We start from the raw sequence: 13,797 nt of genomic DNA on the forward strand, positions 1-13,797 counted from the left end.
CACTCATGCACGGGGGTCGAAGGCATCGCGCAACGCCTCGCCGATAAATACCAGCAGCGACAGAATCAGCGCCAAGGTGAAAAACGCCGTCAGGCCCAGCCATGGCGCTTGCAGGTTCTGCTTGCCCTGGGCGATCAACTCACCCAGCGACGCGCTGCCCGCCGGCATGCCGAAACCGAGGAAATCCAGGGCGCTCAAGGTGGAAATCGCGCCGGTCAAAATAAACGGCAGGTAGCTCAGGGTGGCCGTCATGGCATTGGGCAGGATGTGTCGGCGCATGATCTTGGCGTCGCTCAAACCCAGGGCCCGCGCCGCCTTGACGTACTCCAGGTTGCGCCCGCGCAGGAACTCGGCGCGCACCACGTCCACCAGGGCCAGCCAGGAAAACAGCGCCATGATCCCCAGCAGCCACCAGAAGTTCGGTTCGACAAAGCCGGACAGGATGATCAGCAGGTACAGCACCGGCAACCCGGACCACACTTCCAGCACCCGCTGACCGATCAGGTCGACCCAGCCGCCGTAGTAACCCTGCAACGCGCCCGCGGCGATGCCGATGCTCGCACTGATCGCGGTGAGCGCCAGGGCAAACAGGATCGACACCCGCGCGCCGAAGATCACCCGCGCCACCACGTCGCGCGACTGGTCGTCGGTGCCCAGCCAGTTCACCGCCGAGGGCGGGCTGGGGGCCGGGCGGGTCAGTTCGTAGTTGGGCGTGTCGTCGCTGAACGGCACTGGCGGGAACAGCATCCAGCCGCCGTCCTGCTTGATCAGCTTCTGCACGTAGTCGCTGCGATAGTCGGCCTGGAACGGCAATTGCCCGCCGAACTGCTGCTCGGTGTAGCGCTTGAACACTGGAAAATACAGCTCGTTCTTGAAGCTCAACACCAAGGGCTTGTCATTGGCGATCAACTCGCCGCCCAGGGTCAGGATGAACAGGCCGATAAACAGCCACAGTGACCACCAGCCGCGGCGGTTCTTCTTGAACCGCTCGAAACGCCGACGGGCCACGGGAGATAGATTGAACATCAGGCGTTCCTCGCGGCGAAGTCGATACGCGGGTCCACCAGGGTGTAGCAGAGGTCGCCGATCAGTTTTATCAAGAGGCCGAACAGGGTGAAGATAAACAGCGAACCGAACACCACCGGGTAGTCGCGGGACACCGCGGCTTCGTAGCTCATGCGCCCGAGGCCGTCGAGGGAAAAGATCACCTCGATCAGCAGCGAGCCGGCAAAGAACACGCTGATAAACGCCTGGGGAATCCCCGAGATCACCAGCAGCATCGCATTGCGGAACACATGCCCGTACAGCACCTGCCGTTCGCTCAAGCCTTTGGCGCGGGCGGTGACTACGTATTGGCGCGTGATCTCATTGAGGAACGAGTTTTTCGTCAGAATGGTCAGCGTGGCGAACCCGCCAATCACCAGCGCCGTGACCGGTAGGACCAGGTGCCAGAAGTAGTCGGCGATCTTGCCCACCGTGCTCAGTTCGTCGAAGTTTTCCGAGACCAGGCCGCGCACCGGGAACCAGTTCAGCGACGTGCCGCCGGCGAACACCACGATCAGGAACATCGCAAACAGGAACGCCGGCATCGCATAGCCGATCACGATTGCGGTGCTGCTCCACACATCGAAGCTGCTGCCATGGCGCACTGCCTTGCGAATGCCCAATGGGATCGACACCAGGTAGGTGATCAGCGTGGCCCACAGGCCGAGGGAGATGGTCACCGGCATCTTTTCCAGGATCAGGTCGGTGACGGTCGCGCCGCGAAAAAAGCTGTTGCCGAAGTCCAGCCGGGCGTAGCTCTTGAGCATCAGCCACAGGCGCTCCGGTGCCGGTTTGTCGAAGCCGTATTGTTTTTCGATGTCCTTGATCAGTTTCGGGTCCAGGCCGCGGCTGGCCCGCGAGCCGCTGCCGAGGCCTTCGCCGGCGGAACCGCCGATGCTGCCGCCGCCGATCCCTTGCAGGTGGGCGATCGCCTGTTCCACCGGCCCGCCGGGCGCGGCCTGCACGATCACGAAATTGACCAGCAGGATGATCACCAGCGTCGGGATGATCAACAGCAGGCGCCGCACGATATAGGCAAACATCAGCGCATCCCTCCGCGTTTTTTAAGCTCCGCGCTCATTTGTGCGTTCGTCAGTGGCGTGGGGCTGATTTCCCACCAGGTTTCCAGGGCTTCGTCATTCTTCGCCTCGATCGCCGGGCGGCCGAAGCGGTTCCACCACGCGGCGGACGTGCCGGGCGGGTAGTAATTGGGGATCCACAGGTAGTTCCATTGCAGCACCCGGTCCAGGGCGTGGGCGTAGGTGAGCATCTGCGCCTGGGTGTTGGCTTTCACCAGGCCCTTGATCAGGCTGTCGACGGCCGGGTCCTTGAGCACTGTGTAGTTGTTGGCGCCCGGGTCGAACGCGGCGGCGGAGCCGAAGTAGTTGTACAGCTCCATCCCCGGCGAGGTGGTGACCGGGAAACCGGTGACGATCATGTCGTAGTCCCGTGTCATCAGCCGGTTGACGTACTGCGAGGAGTCGATGCGACGGATGATCAGGGTGATGCCGATCTGCGCCAGGTTGCGCTTGTACGGCAGCAACAGACGCTCGAGGCCGGGTTGGGCATAGAGGAAGGTGAACTCCAGCGGCTCGCCCTCGGCGTTGACCAGCTTGTCGCCGTCGGGGTTCCAGCCGGCTTCTTCCAGCAGGGCCAAGGCTTGCAGTTGCTTGTCGCGGATCATGCCGCTGCCGTCGGTGACGGGGGCTTTGAAGACCTGGCTGAACACCTCGTCGGGCACCTGGCCGCGCAGGGGTTCGAGGATCGCCAGCTCTTCCGGGGTCGGCAATTCGCTCGCGGCCAGCGGGCTATTGGAGAAGTAGCTCTGTTGGCGGATGTACAGGTTGCGCATCATCTGCCGGTTGGCCCATTCGAAATCCCACAGCATCGCCAGGGCCTGGCGCACGCGGCGGTCCTGGAACATCGGTTTCTGCACGTTGAACACATAGCCCTGGGCCGGTTGCGGCATCTCTTTGGCCAGGTGCGCGCGTTGCAGGCGCCCGTCGTCCAGCGCCGGGCCGTTGTAGCCGATGGAGTAACCGGTGGCGGAGAACTCGCGGTTGAAGTCATACGCGCCGCCACGCAGCACCTGGCGCGCCACTTCGGTGTCGCCAAAATATTCCAGGCTCAGGTGATCGAAGTTGTACAGGCCACGGCTGACCGGCAAGTCCTTGCCCCACCAGTCAGGGTTGCGGGTAAAGGTGATGGTGCTGCCCGCGTCGATCTTGCTGACCTTATACGGGCCGCTGCCCAGCGGCGCTTCGTAGCCGCCGCCGTTGGCGAAGTCGCGGGTTTTCCACCAGTGCTCGGGGAACACCGGCAGGGTGGCGATATCCAGCGGCAGGGTGCGGTTTTCATCGCTGGAAAAATCGAAGCGCACCTGCCGCTCGCCTTCGACTTCGACGTGTTTGACGTCGGCGAACAGCGTGCGAAAGCGCAGGCTGCCCTGGGTCATCAGCAAATCGAAGCTGTAGCGCACGTCTTCGGCGGTGATCGGTGTGCCATCGGCGAACCGTGCCTTGGGGTTGAGGTAGAAGCGCAGCGACAGGCCGTCGTCCGCGCGTTCCATCTTCTCGGCGACCAGGCCGTAGACCGTGTACGGCTCGTCCAGGGAGCGCAGGGCCAGCGGCGAATACAACCAGCCGTCGATCTGGGACACACCGATGCCTTTGTCGATATAGGGCAGCACATGGTCGAAGCGCCCGATCTCGATGGCCGAACGCCGCAGGCTGCCGCCCTTGGGCGCGTTGGGGTTGGCATAGTCGAAATGGCTGAAGCCGGCGCCATATTTGGCCGGTTCGCCATACACGGTCAGGTAGGTTTGCGGGGCCGCGATCACAGCGGTGCTGGCCAGCAGCAGGGCCAGGGTGGAGCTGAATAGAGTCGAAAAAGCCAGTCGCATTATCTGCCTTGAGCGCCGGGTGAAGGAGAATAGGGATTTGTACGCTAACGGCCTGAGCATCGCCAGTCATCCCATGCACAACGGCCCACCAAAAGGCGGGCCGTTGTTTCAAGCATCAGCGTGGACTGAATCAGTCCTGACGGCTGGTGACTTCCAGCAGGTGATAACCGAACTGGGTTTTCACCGGGCCTTGCACGGTGTTGACCGGGGCGCTGAACACGACGGTGTCGAATTCTTTAACCATCTGGCCTGGACCGAACGAGCCCAGGTCGCCGCCTTGACGGCTGGATGGGCAGCTGGAATTGGCTTTGGCGACTTCTGCGAAATCGGCGCCGCCTTCGATCTGGGCCTTGAGTTCGTTGCACTTGTCTTCGGTGGCAACGAGGATGTGACGGGCGGTGGCTTTGGCCATGGGAATTAACTCCTTGAGTAAAAACGCTGAGCGTACCGGATTCAGGCGGTTATTTCCTGGCAAAGTTCCCCTGTCTGTGGCGGGCGTGCTTGATCTACGACAAGGGCAAAGCGCAGGCTGCAGCGCAAGATTGTCGCATTCATCTGTTTAGGAGCCGTGCTATGCAAGTGCTCGATCGACGCAAGGCCATGGCTATTCCCCCATTGTTTCGCCTGGCATTCCGCCCGTTTTTCCTCGGTGCCTGCCTGTTGGCGGTGCTGGTCATTCCTCTGTGGCTGTTCGCCCTGGGCGGCGCCACCGGTACTTGGCAACCGGCCGGCGGCTGGCTGGCCTGGCACCGGCATGAGCTGCTGTTCGGCTTTGGCGTGGCGATCATCGCCGGCTTTTTGCTGACCGCGGTGCAGACCTGGACCGGCCGCCCCGGCCTCAGCGGCGCGCCCCTGGCGTTGCTCGCCGGGTTATGGCTGGCGGCGCGCCTGGGTTGGTTGCTGAACCTGCCGTGGCCGCTGCTGGCGGTGCTGGAACTGAGTTTTCCGCTGGCGGTGGCCGGGGTGATGGGCTGGACGCTGTGGAAGGTCAGGCAAACCCGTAACTACCCGATTGTACTGGTGCTGGGCTTGCTCGCCGTGGCAGACGCGTTGGCGTTGTATGGGTTGCTGACCCATGACGAAGGCGTGGAGCGCCAGGCGGTGCTCACGGGGTTGTGGCTGGTGGCGGCGATGATGGGGCTGATCGGCGGTCGGGTGATTCCATTTTTCACCCAACGTGGCCTGGGCCGGGTCGATGCGGTCAAGCCGTGGCCGTGGCTGGACCGTGTGTTGCTGGGCGGTTCGATCCTGGTGGCGTTGCTTTACGCCAGCGGGCTGGCGGTGTTCCCCAGCCGGTGGAGCGGCGTACTGTTCGCTGTGCTTGGCCTGGGCCACTTGCTGCGCCTGGCGCGCTGGCATGACCGTGGCCTGTGGCGCGTGCCGCTGCTGTGGTCGCTGCACCTGGCCTACGCATGGTTGGCCGTGGCCTGCCTGGGCATGGCGCTGTGGCATTTCGGCGCGCCGCTCAACCCGAGCCTGGCCGTGCATGCGCTGACGATCGGCGCCATGGCCGGGCTGATCCTGGCGATGGTGGCGCGGGTCAGCCTGGGCCATACCGGTCGGCCGTTGCAGCCGCCGGGCGGGATGACCCTGGCGTTCGCCCTGTTGAACCTGGCGGCTGTGTGCCGGGTGGCACTGGTGTTGATCTGGCCCGTGGCGGCCTTGTGGCTGGCGGGGCTGTGCTGGTCGGTCGGCCTGGGCTTGTACCTGTGGCGGTATGGCCCGATGTTGTGGCGGGCGCGGGTCGACGGGCACCCCGGTTAGGAGCATTGCATGCTGTATTCGTGGTTGTTGATCGTGCATCTGCTGGCGGCGATCGCCTTTATCGGCACGCTGTTCTTTGAAGTGGTGATCTGGCACAGCGCCCGCGAGGAGCTGGCCTGGTCGGCGCGTTTCACCGCGGAACACGCGATCGCCCGGCGTTCGCGGCGGGTGCTGCATGGCGTGGTGGTGCTGCTGTATGGCGCGGGTATCGGCCTGGCCTGGCATTACCGCGGTCTGCCATGGAACAGTCATTTCGGACTGTTCCTGAGCCTGAAAATCTTCCTCGCCCTGAGCATCATCGGGCACTACCTGCTGCTGGCCTACTGGCTGACCCGCGAGCGCCTGAGCCCCAAGCGTGCGCTGTGGATACGGCGCAGCATTCTCGCGCACATGGTGGTGATTGTGGTGCTGGCGAAGTCATTGTGGTGAGCCGCCTGCGGCGCCATGACGCGGCGGATTGTTGATCGCGGTCAAGGGCTAAAACCTGCGCAGTTCCCACACTGTGGCGAATTCTCTGGAGGTTCGTCCCATGCCCCTGTCCCTCGCGCAACTGCGCCGCAACTACACCCTCTACGGCCTGCGGGACGACGGCGAGCAAGACGATCCGCTGGTGTTGTTCGGCCAGTGGCTGAGCCAGGCGCGCAAGACCGAAGCGCCTCCCGCCGAGGCCAACAGCATGGCCCTGGCCACGGTCGACAGCGAAGGGTACGCCCATTGCCGCATCCTGCTGCTCAAGGGCTTCAGCGCCGAAGGTTTTGTGTTTTTTGGCAATTACCAGAGCGCCAAGGGCGAGGAGCTGGCGAGCAACCCCCATGCCGCGATGACGTTTTTCTGGCCCGGCCTGGAGCGCCAGGTGCGTATTGAAGGCGCGGTCGAGCGCCTCGATCCGGCGCTGTCGGACGCCTATTTCCTCGACCGCCCGGCCGCCAGCCAACTCGGTGCCTGGGCCTCGCCGCAGAGTCAGCCGCTGACCCACCGCAGCGAGCTGGAAGGTTTGCTGCGTGAGGTCACCGAGCGGTTCGCCGGCCAGCAACCGCCACGACCCGAGCACTGGGGCGGGTACTGCCTGCAACCGCGCCGCATCGAGTTCTGGCAAGGCCGCCCCGATCGCCTGCATGACCGCCTCGACTACCGCCTGCGAAACGGCGCCTGGCAGCGCACACGGCTGGCGCCCTGACGAGGTACCTCCTTCGAGGAATAGGCCCTGCGCCCGTTGCGGCGCAGGCTGAGCGCATCTTTTTACCTGCCTGGAGCCTTGATCATGGCCCATTTGACCCAACGCAGTTTTGTCTCCCTGAACATCGCCGTACTGACCATCAGCGACACCCGCACCTTTGACACCGATACCTCCGGGCAGACCCTGGTAGAGCGCCTTGAAGGTGCCGGCCATGTGCTGATCGACCGTGGCCTGGTGATGGACGATATCTACCAGATCCGCGCCCGTGTTTCGCAGTGGATCGCCGACCCTCAGGTGCAAGTGATCCTGATGACCGGCGGCACCGGCTTCACCGCTCGCGACAACACGCCGCAAGCGGTGTTGCCGCTGCTGGATAAACAAGTGGACGGGTTCGGCGAGCTGTTCCGCCAGGTGTCCCTGGCGGAAATCGGCATGTCCACCTTGCAGTCCCGCGCCCTGGCGGGCATGAGCAATGGCGTGCTGGTGTGCTGCATGCCCGGTTCGCCCGGCGCGTGCCGTACTGCCTGGGACCAGATTCTGCTCAGCCAATTGGACAGCCGCACCGGCCCGTGCAACTTCGTTGCGCACCTCAAGCCTCAGTTCGAACAAGCGCTCAGCGCCTGCGAGGCGCGGTCATGAACACCCGCGTGTGCGACAGCGGGCAATTGATGCCGGTGGACGAGGCGATCGAGCAACTGCTGGCGCAGGCGCCACCTGCGCCGCCCACCGAAGTCATCCCCCTCGGCCAGGCCGCAGGTCGGGTGATCGCCGAAGAACTGTTTTCACCTCTCGACCTGCCGTGCTGGGACAACAGCGCCATGGACGGCTACGCCCTGCGCGCCGCCGATGTGCCGGAGCAGGGCGGCTACTTGGTGCTGGCCGGGCGGATTGCTGCCGGGCACAGCAGCGATGAGCTTTTACAGGCCGGGCAGACAGTACGGATTTTCACCGGTGCGCCGCTGCCGCCCGGCGCCGACAGCGTGGTGCCCCAGGAGCGTTGCCGCGTCTACGGCCAGCGTATCTGGTGCCCGCCGCTTCGCCTGGGCGAACACGTGCGCAAGCGCGGTGAAGAAATGCAGCGCGGGCAACGCCTGTTGCGTGTCGGCCAGCGCCTGCGCGCCCAGGAAGTCGGCCTGCTGGCGTCGGCCGGCATTCCGTGGGTCAAGGTCTATCGCCCCCTGCGCGTGTGCCTGCTGAGCAGCGGCGATGAACTGCGCGAGCCGGGCGAGTCGCTGGCGCCGGGGCAGATCTACAACAGCAACCGCCACCTGGTGACCGCGTTATTGCGCGGTTGGGGCGTGGAGGTGCTCGACTACGGGGTGATGGCCGACGCGTTGGCCGCCAGCCGCGACGCGTTGATCCTCGCGTCGTCCGAATGCGACCTGCTGCTGACCACCGGCGGCGTGTCGGTGGGCGAGGAGGATCATCTCAAACAAGCCATCCAGGAACTCGGTCGCGTGGATTTCTGGCGCCTGGCGATCCAGCCCGGCAAGCCCCTGGCGTTTGGCGAAGTCGCGGGCAAACCGTGGATCGGCCTGCCCGGCAACCCGTCTGCCGCGCTGATCACTGCGTTGGTGGTGGTGCGCCCGTTCCTGTTGCGCGCCCAGGGCGTCGAGCGCGTGTTGCCGGTGCCGGTCCAGGTGCCGGCCGGTTTTGAATGGCCTACCCCCAACAAGCGCCGCCAGTACCTGCGCGCGCGCTTGAGCCCCGGCGCGGATGGGCAATTGCGCGCCGTCCTGCACCCCCAGCAAAGCTCGGCGATGCTCACCGCCGCCTGCTGGGCCGATGGCCTGGTGATTGTCGAGCGCGAGCAACTGCTGCTCAAGGATGCACCGGTGCCTTTCTTGTCTTTCGCCGAGTTTCAATGAGGAGTCTCCATGCAACTGGTCTGCCCGGCAGGCAACCTGCCTGCGCTGAAAGCCGCGGTGCGCCAAGGCGCCGATGCGGTGTATGTCGGTTTTCGCGATGACACCAATGCCCGGCATTTCGCCGGGCTGAACATGGACGACAAGCAGTTCGACGCCGCCGTCGCCCATATCCGCCAGCACCAGCGCAAGCTGTATGTGGCGGTCAATACCTACCCGCAACCGAAGATCTGGTCACGCTGGCAACGCGCCGTCGACCGTGCGGCCGATCATGGCGTGGATGCGCTGATCGCCGGCGACCCGGGTGTGCTCGGCTATGCTGCCGCGCACCATCCGCAGATGGCGTTGCACTTGTCGGTGCAGGGCTCCGCCACCCATGCGGCGGCGCTGAAGTTCTACGTCGAACGTTATGGCATCCGCCGCGCGGTGCTGCCGCGGGTGCTGTCGCTGGCCCAGGTCAAACAGGTGGCGGCGAGCAGCGTGGTGCCGATCGAAGTGTTCGGCTTCGGCAGCCTGTGCATCATGGCCGAAGGGCGTTGCCACTTGTCGTCGTATATCACCGGTGAGTCGCCCAACCTGTGCGGCGTGTGCTCGCCGGCCAAGGCGGTGCGCTGGAGCGACGACGCCGATGGCCTCAGCGCGCGCCTCAGTGAAGTGCTGATCGACCGCTACACCCCGGAGGAACCGGCCGGCTACCCGACCTTGTGCAAAGGCCGCTTCCTGGTCGGCGGCAAGCGCTTCCATGCCCTCGAAGAACCGACCAGCCTCGACACCCTGGACCTGTTGCCCGAACTCAGCGCCATCGGCGTGGAGGCGGTGAAGATCGAAGGCCGGCAACGCAGCCCGGCCTATGTGGAACAAGTCACCCGAGTCTGGCGCGCCGCCCTCGACGCCCACCGCAGCGCCCCGGCCAATTTTGTGGTCAAGGACCAGTGGCGCCAGGTGCTGGCCGGACTTTCCGAAGGCAGCCAGACCACCCTGGGTGCTTACCATCGCGCATGGCAATGAGGAAACACAGATGAAGCTCAGCCTGGGACCGGTGCTGTTTTATTGGGATAAGGAACACTTGGGGCGCTTCTATTCAGACATGGCCGGCTTGCCCCTGGACGTGATTTACCTGGGGGAAACCGTGTGCTCCAAACGCCGCGCGTTTTCCCTGGATCAATGGTTGGGCCTGGGCCGCGAGTTGCAGTCGTGCAGCCCGGCGCAGATCGTGCTGTCGAGCCTGACCTTGATCGAAGCCGCCTCTGAACTGTCGAGCCTGCGCCGCCTGTGCGACAACGGCGAGGTGCTGGTCGAGGCCAACGACATGGGCGCGGTGCAGTTGCTGATCGAGCGCAAGTTGCCCTTTGTCGGCGGCCCGGCGCTCAACCTGTACAACGGCCACGCCCTGGCGCAATTGCTCGATGCGGGCATGCAGCGCTGGGTGCCGCCGGTGGAGTGCTCGCAGAGCCTGATCGCCGATGTGCTGGAACAGGTGCGCGAACTCGGCCGGCCGCTGCCCGAAGTGGAGATCTTCGCCTATGGGCATTTGCCCCTGGCGTACTCGGCCCGTTGCTTCACCGCCCGCGCGGAAAACCGGCCCAAGGACGATTGCCAGTTCTGTTGCATCAACTACCCCGACGGCATGGCCCTGACCAGCCAGGAAGGGCAACCGTTGTTCACCTTGAACGGGATTCAGACGATGTCGGCCGATGTCACCAACCTGCTCGCCGATTACCCCGGCCTGGTCGCGTGTGGCGCTGACCTGTTGCGCCTGAGCCCACGCGCCGAAGGGATGGTCGGCGTGGTCCAGGCGTTCGACCAGGTGCGCCAGGGCGCGATGCCGCCGTTGTGCGTCGACGGCTGCAACGGTTACTGGCATGGCCAGGCCGGCATGCTGCGGGTCGAGGAGGTGGGCCTGTGTTGAGTCGCAAACAATGGCTGCTCAAGGGCGCCGATCGCTTGTTGCCGCTGGTGCGCCACGTGCCGTTCCGGGTGCAGCGCCTGGCCTTGCAGCAAGGCCTCAACCGCTGCCTGGCCGAGCCGTTGCGCGACGGTGGCTTCGACCTGCTGCGCGGGCGCTGGATGTGCCTGCGCATCCCCGACCTTGGGCTGTGCTGGTACCTGACGCTGGCGCGGGATGGCTTGCGCATCGCTGAAAAAGCCGAGGCCCAGGTGACCATCAGTGGTAACTGGCGCGAGTTCTTGTTGCTGGCCAGTCGCCAGGAAGATCCAGACACCTTGTTCTTCCGGCGTCGCTTGGTGATTGAAGGCGACACGGAGTTGGGGCTGGGCTTGAAGAACCTGATCGACAGCCTGGACCCGGACGTATTGCCGGGCTGGTTGTGGCGCAACCTGGAGCGGGCCGGGCGCGGGCTGGCGGCCTGAGGCGAGCGACCTATCCTTTCGCGCTGAACGGATAGGTCACGGCCCTGGGCTAAGGCGTCGGCACCAGAAACGCCGCCTCCAGCAACTGCCGGGTATAGGCATGCTGCGGGTTGGCGAAAATCGCCGGCGCGTCGCCCTGTTCCACCACCTGCCCATGCTTGACCACCATCAACTGGTGACTCAACGCTTTGACCACCGCCAGGTCATGGCTGATGAACAGATAGGTCAGGTTGTACTTGGCCTGCAAACCGCGCAGCAATTCCACCACTTGGCGCTGCACCGTGCGGTCGAGCGCCGAGGTCGGTTCGTCGAGCAGAATCAGGCGTGGCTTGAGCACCAGGGCGCGGGCAATGGCGATGCGTTGGCGCTGGCCGCCGGAGAACTCGTGGGGGTAGCGATGCCGCGACTGCGGGTCGAGGCCGACTTCCTTGAGCGCTGCGATAATCGCCGCTTCCTGCTCCGCCGGGCTGCCCATCTTGTGAATGCGCAGGCCTTCGCCGACGATCTCACTGACGCACATGCGCGGGCTGAGGCTGCCGAACGGGTCCTGGAACACCACCTGCATTTCCCGGCGCAACGGGCGCACCTGTTGCTGGCTCAGGCGGTCGAGTTGCTGGCCTTCGAAGCGAATCCCACCTTTGCTCGCGATCAGGCGCAGGATCGCCAGGCCGAGGGTGGACTTGCCCGAGCCGCTTTCGCCGACGATGCCCAGGGTTTGTCCCTGGGGCAGGCTGAAGTTGATGCCGTCCACCGCCTTGACGTAATCGACGGTGTTGCGCAAAAAGCCTTTCTTGATCGCAAACCAGACTTTCAAGTCGTCCACTTCCAGCAACGGTGGCCCGACGGCGGTGGCGGCCGGCCCGCCGCTGGGTTCGGCGGCGAGCAGCTCCTGAGTGTAAGGGTGCTGCGGCGACTGGAACAAGGTTTCGCAATCGGCTTGCTCGACGATGCAACCCTGTTGCATCACGCACACACGGTGGGCAATGCGCCGCACCAGGTTCAAGTCGTGGCTGATCAGCAGCAACGCCATGCCCAGGCGCGCCTGCAGTTCCTTGAGCAGCTCGAGGATCTTCAACTGCACCGTCACGTCGAGGGCGGTGGTCGGTTCGTCGGCGATCAACAGCTCCGGCTCGTTGGCCAGGGCCATGGCGATCATCACCCGTTGGCGCTGGCCGCCGGACAGTTCGTGGGGCAGCGCCTTGAGGCGTTTATGCGGCTCGGGAATGCCCACCAGTTCGAGCAACTCGAGGGTGCGCCGGGTCGCGACTTTGCCGGTCAGCCCTTTATGCAGGCCGAGCACTTCGTTGATCTGCTTCTCGATGCAGTGCAGCGGGTTCAACGAGGTCATCGGCTCCTGGAAGATCATCGCAATGCGGTTGCCGCGAATATGCCGGATGGTTTTTTCGTTGAGGGTCAGCAGGTCCTGGCCGACGTATTCGATGGTGCCGGCGGGGTGCCGCGCCAAGGGGTAGGGCAGCAGGCGCAGGATCGAGTGGGCGGTCACCGATTTGCCGGAGCCGCTTTCGCCGACCAGCGCCAGGGTTTCGCCGCGCTTGATGTCGAAGCTGACGTGGTTCACCACGCGGTGGTGATGCTCGCCGGTGACGAACTCGACGCAGAGGTCGCGGACTTCGATCAGATTGTCCTGATTCATCTCATTTCCTCGGGTCGAAGGCATCGCGAGCGGACTCGCCGATAAACACCAGCAAACTCAACATGATCGCCAGCACGGCAAAGGCACTCATGCCCAGCCACGGCGCTTGCAGGTTGGATTTGCCCTGGGCCACCAGTTCCCCCAGCGACGGCGAACCCGCCGGCAGGCCGAAGCCGAGGAAGTCCAGGGCGGTCAGGGTGCCGATGGCGCCGGTGAGGATGAACGGCATGAAGGTCATGGTCGAGACCATGGCATTGGGCAGGATATGGCGGAACATGATCGCGCCGTTCTGCATGCCCAGCGCCCTGGCCGCGCGCACGTATTCCAGGTTGCGCCCGCGCAGGAACTCGGCGCGGACCACGTCCACCAGGCTCATCCACGAGAACAGCAGCATGATCCCCAGCAGCCACCAGAAGTTGGGCTGCACGAAACTGGCGAGGATGATCAGCAGGTACAGCACCGGCAAGCCCGACCAGATCTCCAGGAAGCGTTGCCCGGCCAGGTCGACCCAGCCGCCATAGAAGCCCTGCAGGGCCCCGGCGATCACGCCGATGATCGAGCTGAGCACGGTCAGGGTCAGGGCAAACAGCACCGACACGCGAAAGCCATAGATCACCCGCGCCAAGACGTCGCGGCCCTGGTCATCGGTGCCCAGCAGGTTGACCGAAGACGGCGGCGCGGGGGCTGGCACCTTCAGGTCGTAGTTGATGCTCTGATAGCTGAACGGGATCGGCGCCCACAGCGTCCACGCGCCCTTGGCCTTGAGCAGCTCCTGGATATACGGGCTCTTGTAGTTGGCCTCCAGAGGGAACTCGCCGCCGAAGGTGGTTTCCGGGTAGCGTTTGAGCGCCGGGAAATACCAGTCGCCGTCGTAATGCACCACCAGCGGTTTGTCGTTGGCGATCAGCTCGGCGCCCAGGCTCAGGCCGAACAGGATCAGGAACAGCCACAACGACCACCAGCCACGTTTGTTTGCCTTGAACCGCTCGAACCGGCGGCGATTGAGGGGGGATAGATTCAT

The 13,797-nt window shown here is 64.6% G+C and carries 14 protein-coding genes; 8 read left to right on the forward strand and 6 right to left on the reverse strand.

What is annotated here, in order from left to right; all coding sequences use genetic code 11:
• Positions 1–3 precede the first annotated feature (3 nt).
• The 4 genes from C5F70_RS07495 to C5F70_RS07510 form a co-directional block, all read right to left on the reverse strand.
• Positions 4–1,026 (reverse strand): ABC transporter permease, encoded by a 1,023-nt coding sequence (locus C5F70_RS07495; RefSeq protein WP_017846638.1) that lies wholly within the window; start codon positions 1,024–1,026, stop codon positions 4–6.
• Entirely contained in the window at positions 1,026–2,087 is a 1,062-nt protein-coding gene (locus C5F70_RS07500) for a microcin C ABC transporter permease YejB (RefSeq protein ID WP_104903027.1), read from the reverse strand. The genes C5F70_RS07495 and C5F70_RS07500 overlap by 1 nt, the downstream gene beginning before the upstream one ends.
• A complete protein-coding gene (locus C5F70_RS07505) occupies positions 2,087–3,946 on the reverse strand; it encodes an extracellular solute-binding protein (protein WP_104903028.1) in 1,860 nt (619 codons plus the stop codon). Before C5F70_RS07505 ends, C5F70_RS07500 begins: the two co-directional genes overlap by 1 nt.
• A 130-nt stretch (positions 3,947–4,076) precedes the next feature.
• Complete coding sequence (locus C5F70_RS07510; RefSeq protein ID WP_003208024.1) at positions 4,077–4,358, reverse strand: peptidylprolyl isomerase; 282 nt, start codon at positions 4,356–4,358, stop codon at positions 4,077–4,079.
• Between the two features lie 161 nt (positions 4,359–4,519).
• Between C5F70_RS07510 and C5F70_RS07515 the strand changes: the two genes are divergently transcribed.
• From C5F70_RS07515 to C5F70_RS07550, 8 genes are all read left to right on the forward strand, one after another.
• On the forward strand, positions 4,520–5,710 hold the full coding sequence (locus C5F70_RS07515; RefSeq protein WP_017846635.1) for an NnrS family protein: 1,191 nt from the start codon (positions 4,520–4,522) through the stop codon (positions 5,708–5,710).
• 9 nt (positions 5,711–5,719) lie between these two features.
• A complete protein-coding gene (locus tag C5F70_RS07520) occupies positions 5,720–6,139 on the forward strand; it encodes a hypothetical protein (protein WP_057005429.1) in 420 nt (139 codons plus the stop codon).
• 100 nt (positions 6,140–6,239) lie between these two features.
• Positions 6,240–6,887 carry a pyridoxamine 5'-phosphate oxidase gene (pdxH, locus tag C5F70_RS07525; protein ID WP_102618078.1) on the forward strand — a complete coding sequence of 216 codons (648 nt, stop codon included), beginning with the start codon at positions 6,240–6,242 and terminating at the stop codon, positions 6,885–6,887.
• Positions 6,888–6,971: 84 nt separating this feature from the next.
• A complete protein-coding gene (moaB, locus tag C5F70_RS07530) occupies positions 6,972–7,526 on the forward strand; it encodes a molybdenum cofactor biosynthesis protein B (RefSeq protein ID WP_046383123.1) in 555 nt (184 codons plus the stop codon).
• Entirely contained in the window at positions 7,523–8,755 is a 1,233-nt protein-coding gene (glp, locus tag C5F70_RS07535) for a gephyrin-like molybdotransferase Glp (protein ID WP_046383124.1), read from the forward strand. Before moaB ends, glp begins: the two co-directional genes overlap by 4 nt.
• Before the next feature lie 9 nt (positions 8,756–8,764).
• Positions 8,765–9,760, forward strand: coding sequence for a peptidase U32 family protein (locus C5F70_RS07540; protein ID WP_017846630.1), 996 nt, complete (start codon positions 8,765–8,767; stop codon positions 9,758–9,760).
• 10 nt (positions 9,761–9,770) lie between these two features.
• Positions 9,771–10,661 (forward strand): U32 family peptidase, encoded by an 891-nt coding sequence (locus tag C5F70_RS07545; protein ID WP_104903029.1) that lies wholly within the window; start codon positions 9,771–9,773, stop codon positions 10,659–10,661.
• On the forward strand, positions 10,655–11,122 hold the full coding sequence (locus C5F70_RS07550) for an SCP2 domain-containing protein (protein ID WP_017846628.1): 468 nt from the start codon (positions 10,655–10,657) through the stop codon (positions 11,120–11,122). The genes C5F70_RS07545 and C5F70_RS07550 overlap by 7 nt, the downstream gene beginning before the upstream one ends.
• Positions 11,123–11,171: 49 nt before the next feature.
• Here the strand turns inward: C5F70_RS07550 and C5F70_RS07555 are convergent, their stop codons facing one another.
• Together C5F70_RS07555 and C5F70_RS07560 are read right to left on the reverse strand one after the other, a co-directional pair.
• Complete coding sequence (locus C5F70_RS07555) at positions 11,172–12,776, reverse strand: ABC transporter ATP-binding protein (protein WP_017846627.1); 1,605 nt, start codon at positions 12,774–12,776, stop codon at positions 11,172–11,174.
• Position 12,777: 1 nt separating this feature from the next.
• Positions 12,778–13,797, reverse strand: a complete 1,020-nt coding sequence (locus tag C5F70_RS07560; protein ID WP_017846626.1) for an ABC transporter permease — start codon at positions 13,795–13,797, stop codon at positions 12,778–12,780.

It is taken from the genome of Pseudomonas sp. LH1G9 (assembly GCF_002949975.1).
Lineage (GTDB): Bacteria > Pseudomonadota > Gammaproteobacteria > Pseudomonadales > Pseudomonadaceae > Aquipseudomonas > Aquipseudomonas veronii.

Bases quoted from the DNA above. Each gene is read 5' to 3' on its own strand.
- C5F70_RS07545 (WP_104903029.1), top strand. From the start codon at position 9,771: ATGAAGCTCAGCCTGGGACCGGTGCTGTTTTATTGGGATAAGGAACAC.
- C5F70_RS07520 (WP_057005429.1), top strand. From the start codon at position 5,720: ATGCTGTATTCGTGGTTGTTGATCGTGCATCTGCTGGCGGCGATCGCC.
- pdxH (WP_102618078.1), top strand. From the start codon at position 6,240: ATGCCCCTGTCCCTCGCGCAACTGCGCCGCAACTACACCCTCTACGGC.
- C5F70_RS07540 (WP_017846630.1), top strand. From the start codon at position 8,765: ATGCAACTGGTCTGCCCGGCAGGCAACCTGCCTGCGCTGAAAGCCGCG.
- C5F70_RS07510 (WP_003208024.1), bottom strand. From the start codon at position 4,358: ATGGCCAAAGCCACCGCCCGTCACATCCTCGTTGCCACCGAAGACAAG.
- C5F70_RS07505 (WP_104903028.1), bottom strand. From the start codon at position 3,946: ATGCGACTGGCTTTTTCGACTCTATTCAGCTCCACCCTGGCCCTGCTG.
- C5F70_RS07560 (WP_017846626.1), bottom strand. From the start codon at position 13,797: ATGAATCTATCCCCCCTCAATCGCCGCCGGTTCGAGCGGTTCAAGGCA.
- C5F70_RS07555 (WP_017846627.1), bottom strand. From the start codon at position 12,776: ATGAATCAGGACAATCTGATCGAAGTCCGCGACCTCTGCGTCGAGTTC.
- C5F70_RS07500 (WP_104903027.1), bottom strand. From the start codon at position 2,087: ATGTTTGCCTATATCGTGCGGCGCCTGCTGTTGATCATCCCGACGCTG.
- C5F70_RS07495 (WP_017846638.1), bottom strand. From the start codon at position 1,026: ATGTTCAATCTATCTCCCGTGGCCCGTCGGCGTTTCGAGCGGTTCAAG.
- glp (WP_046383124.1), top strand. From the start codon at position 7,523: ATGAACACCCGCGTGTGCGACAGCGGGCAATTGATGCCGGTGGACGAG.
- moaB (WP_046383123.1), top strand. From the start codon at position 6,972: ATGGCCCATTTGACCCAACGCAGTTTTGTCTCCCTGAACATCGCCGTA.
- C5F70_RS07515 (WP_017846635.1), top strand. From the start codon at position 4,520: ATGCAAGTGCTCGATCGACGCAAGGCCATGGCTATTCCCCCATTGTTT.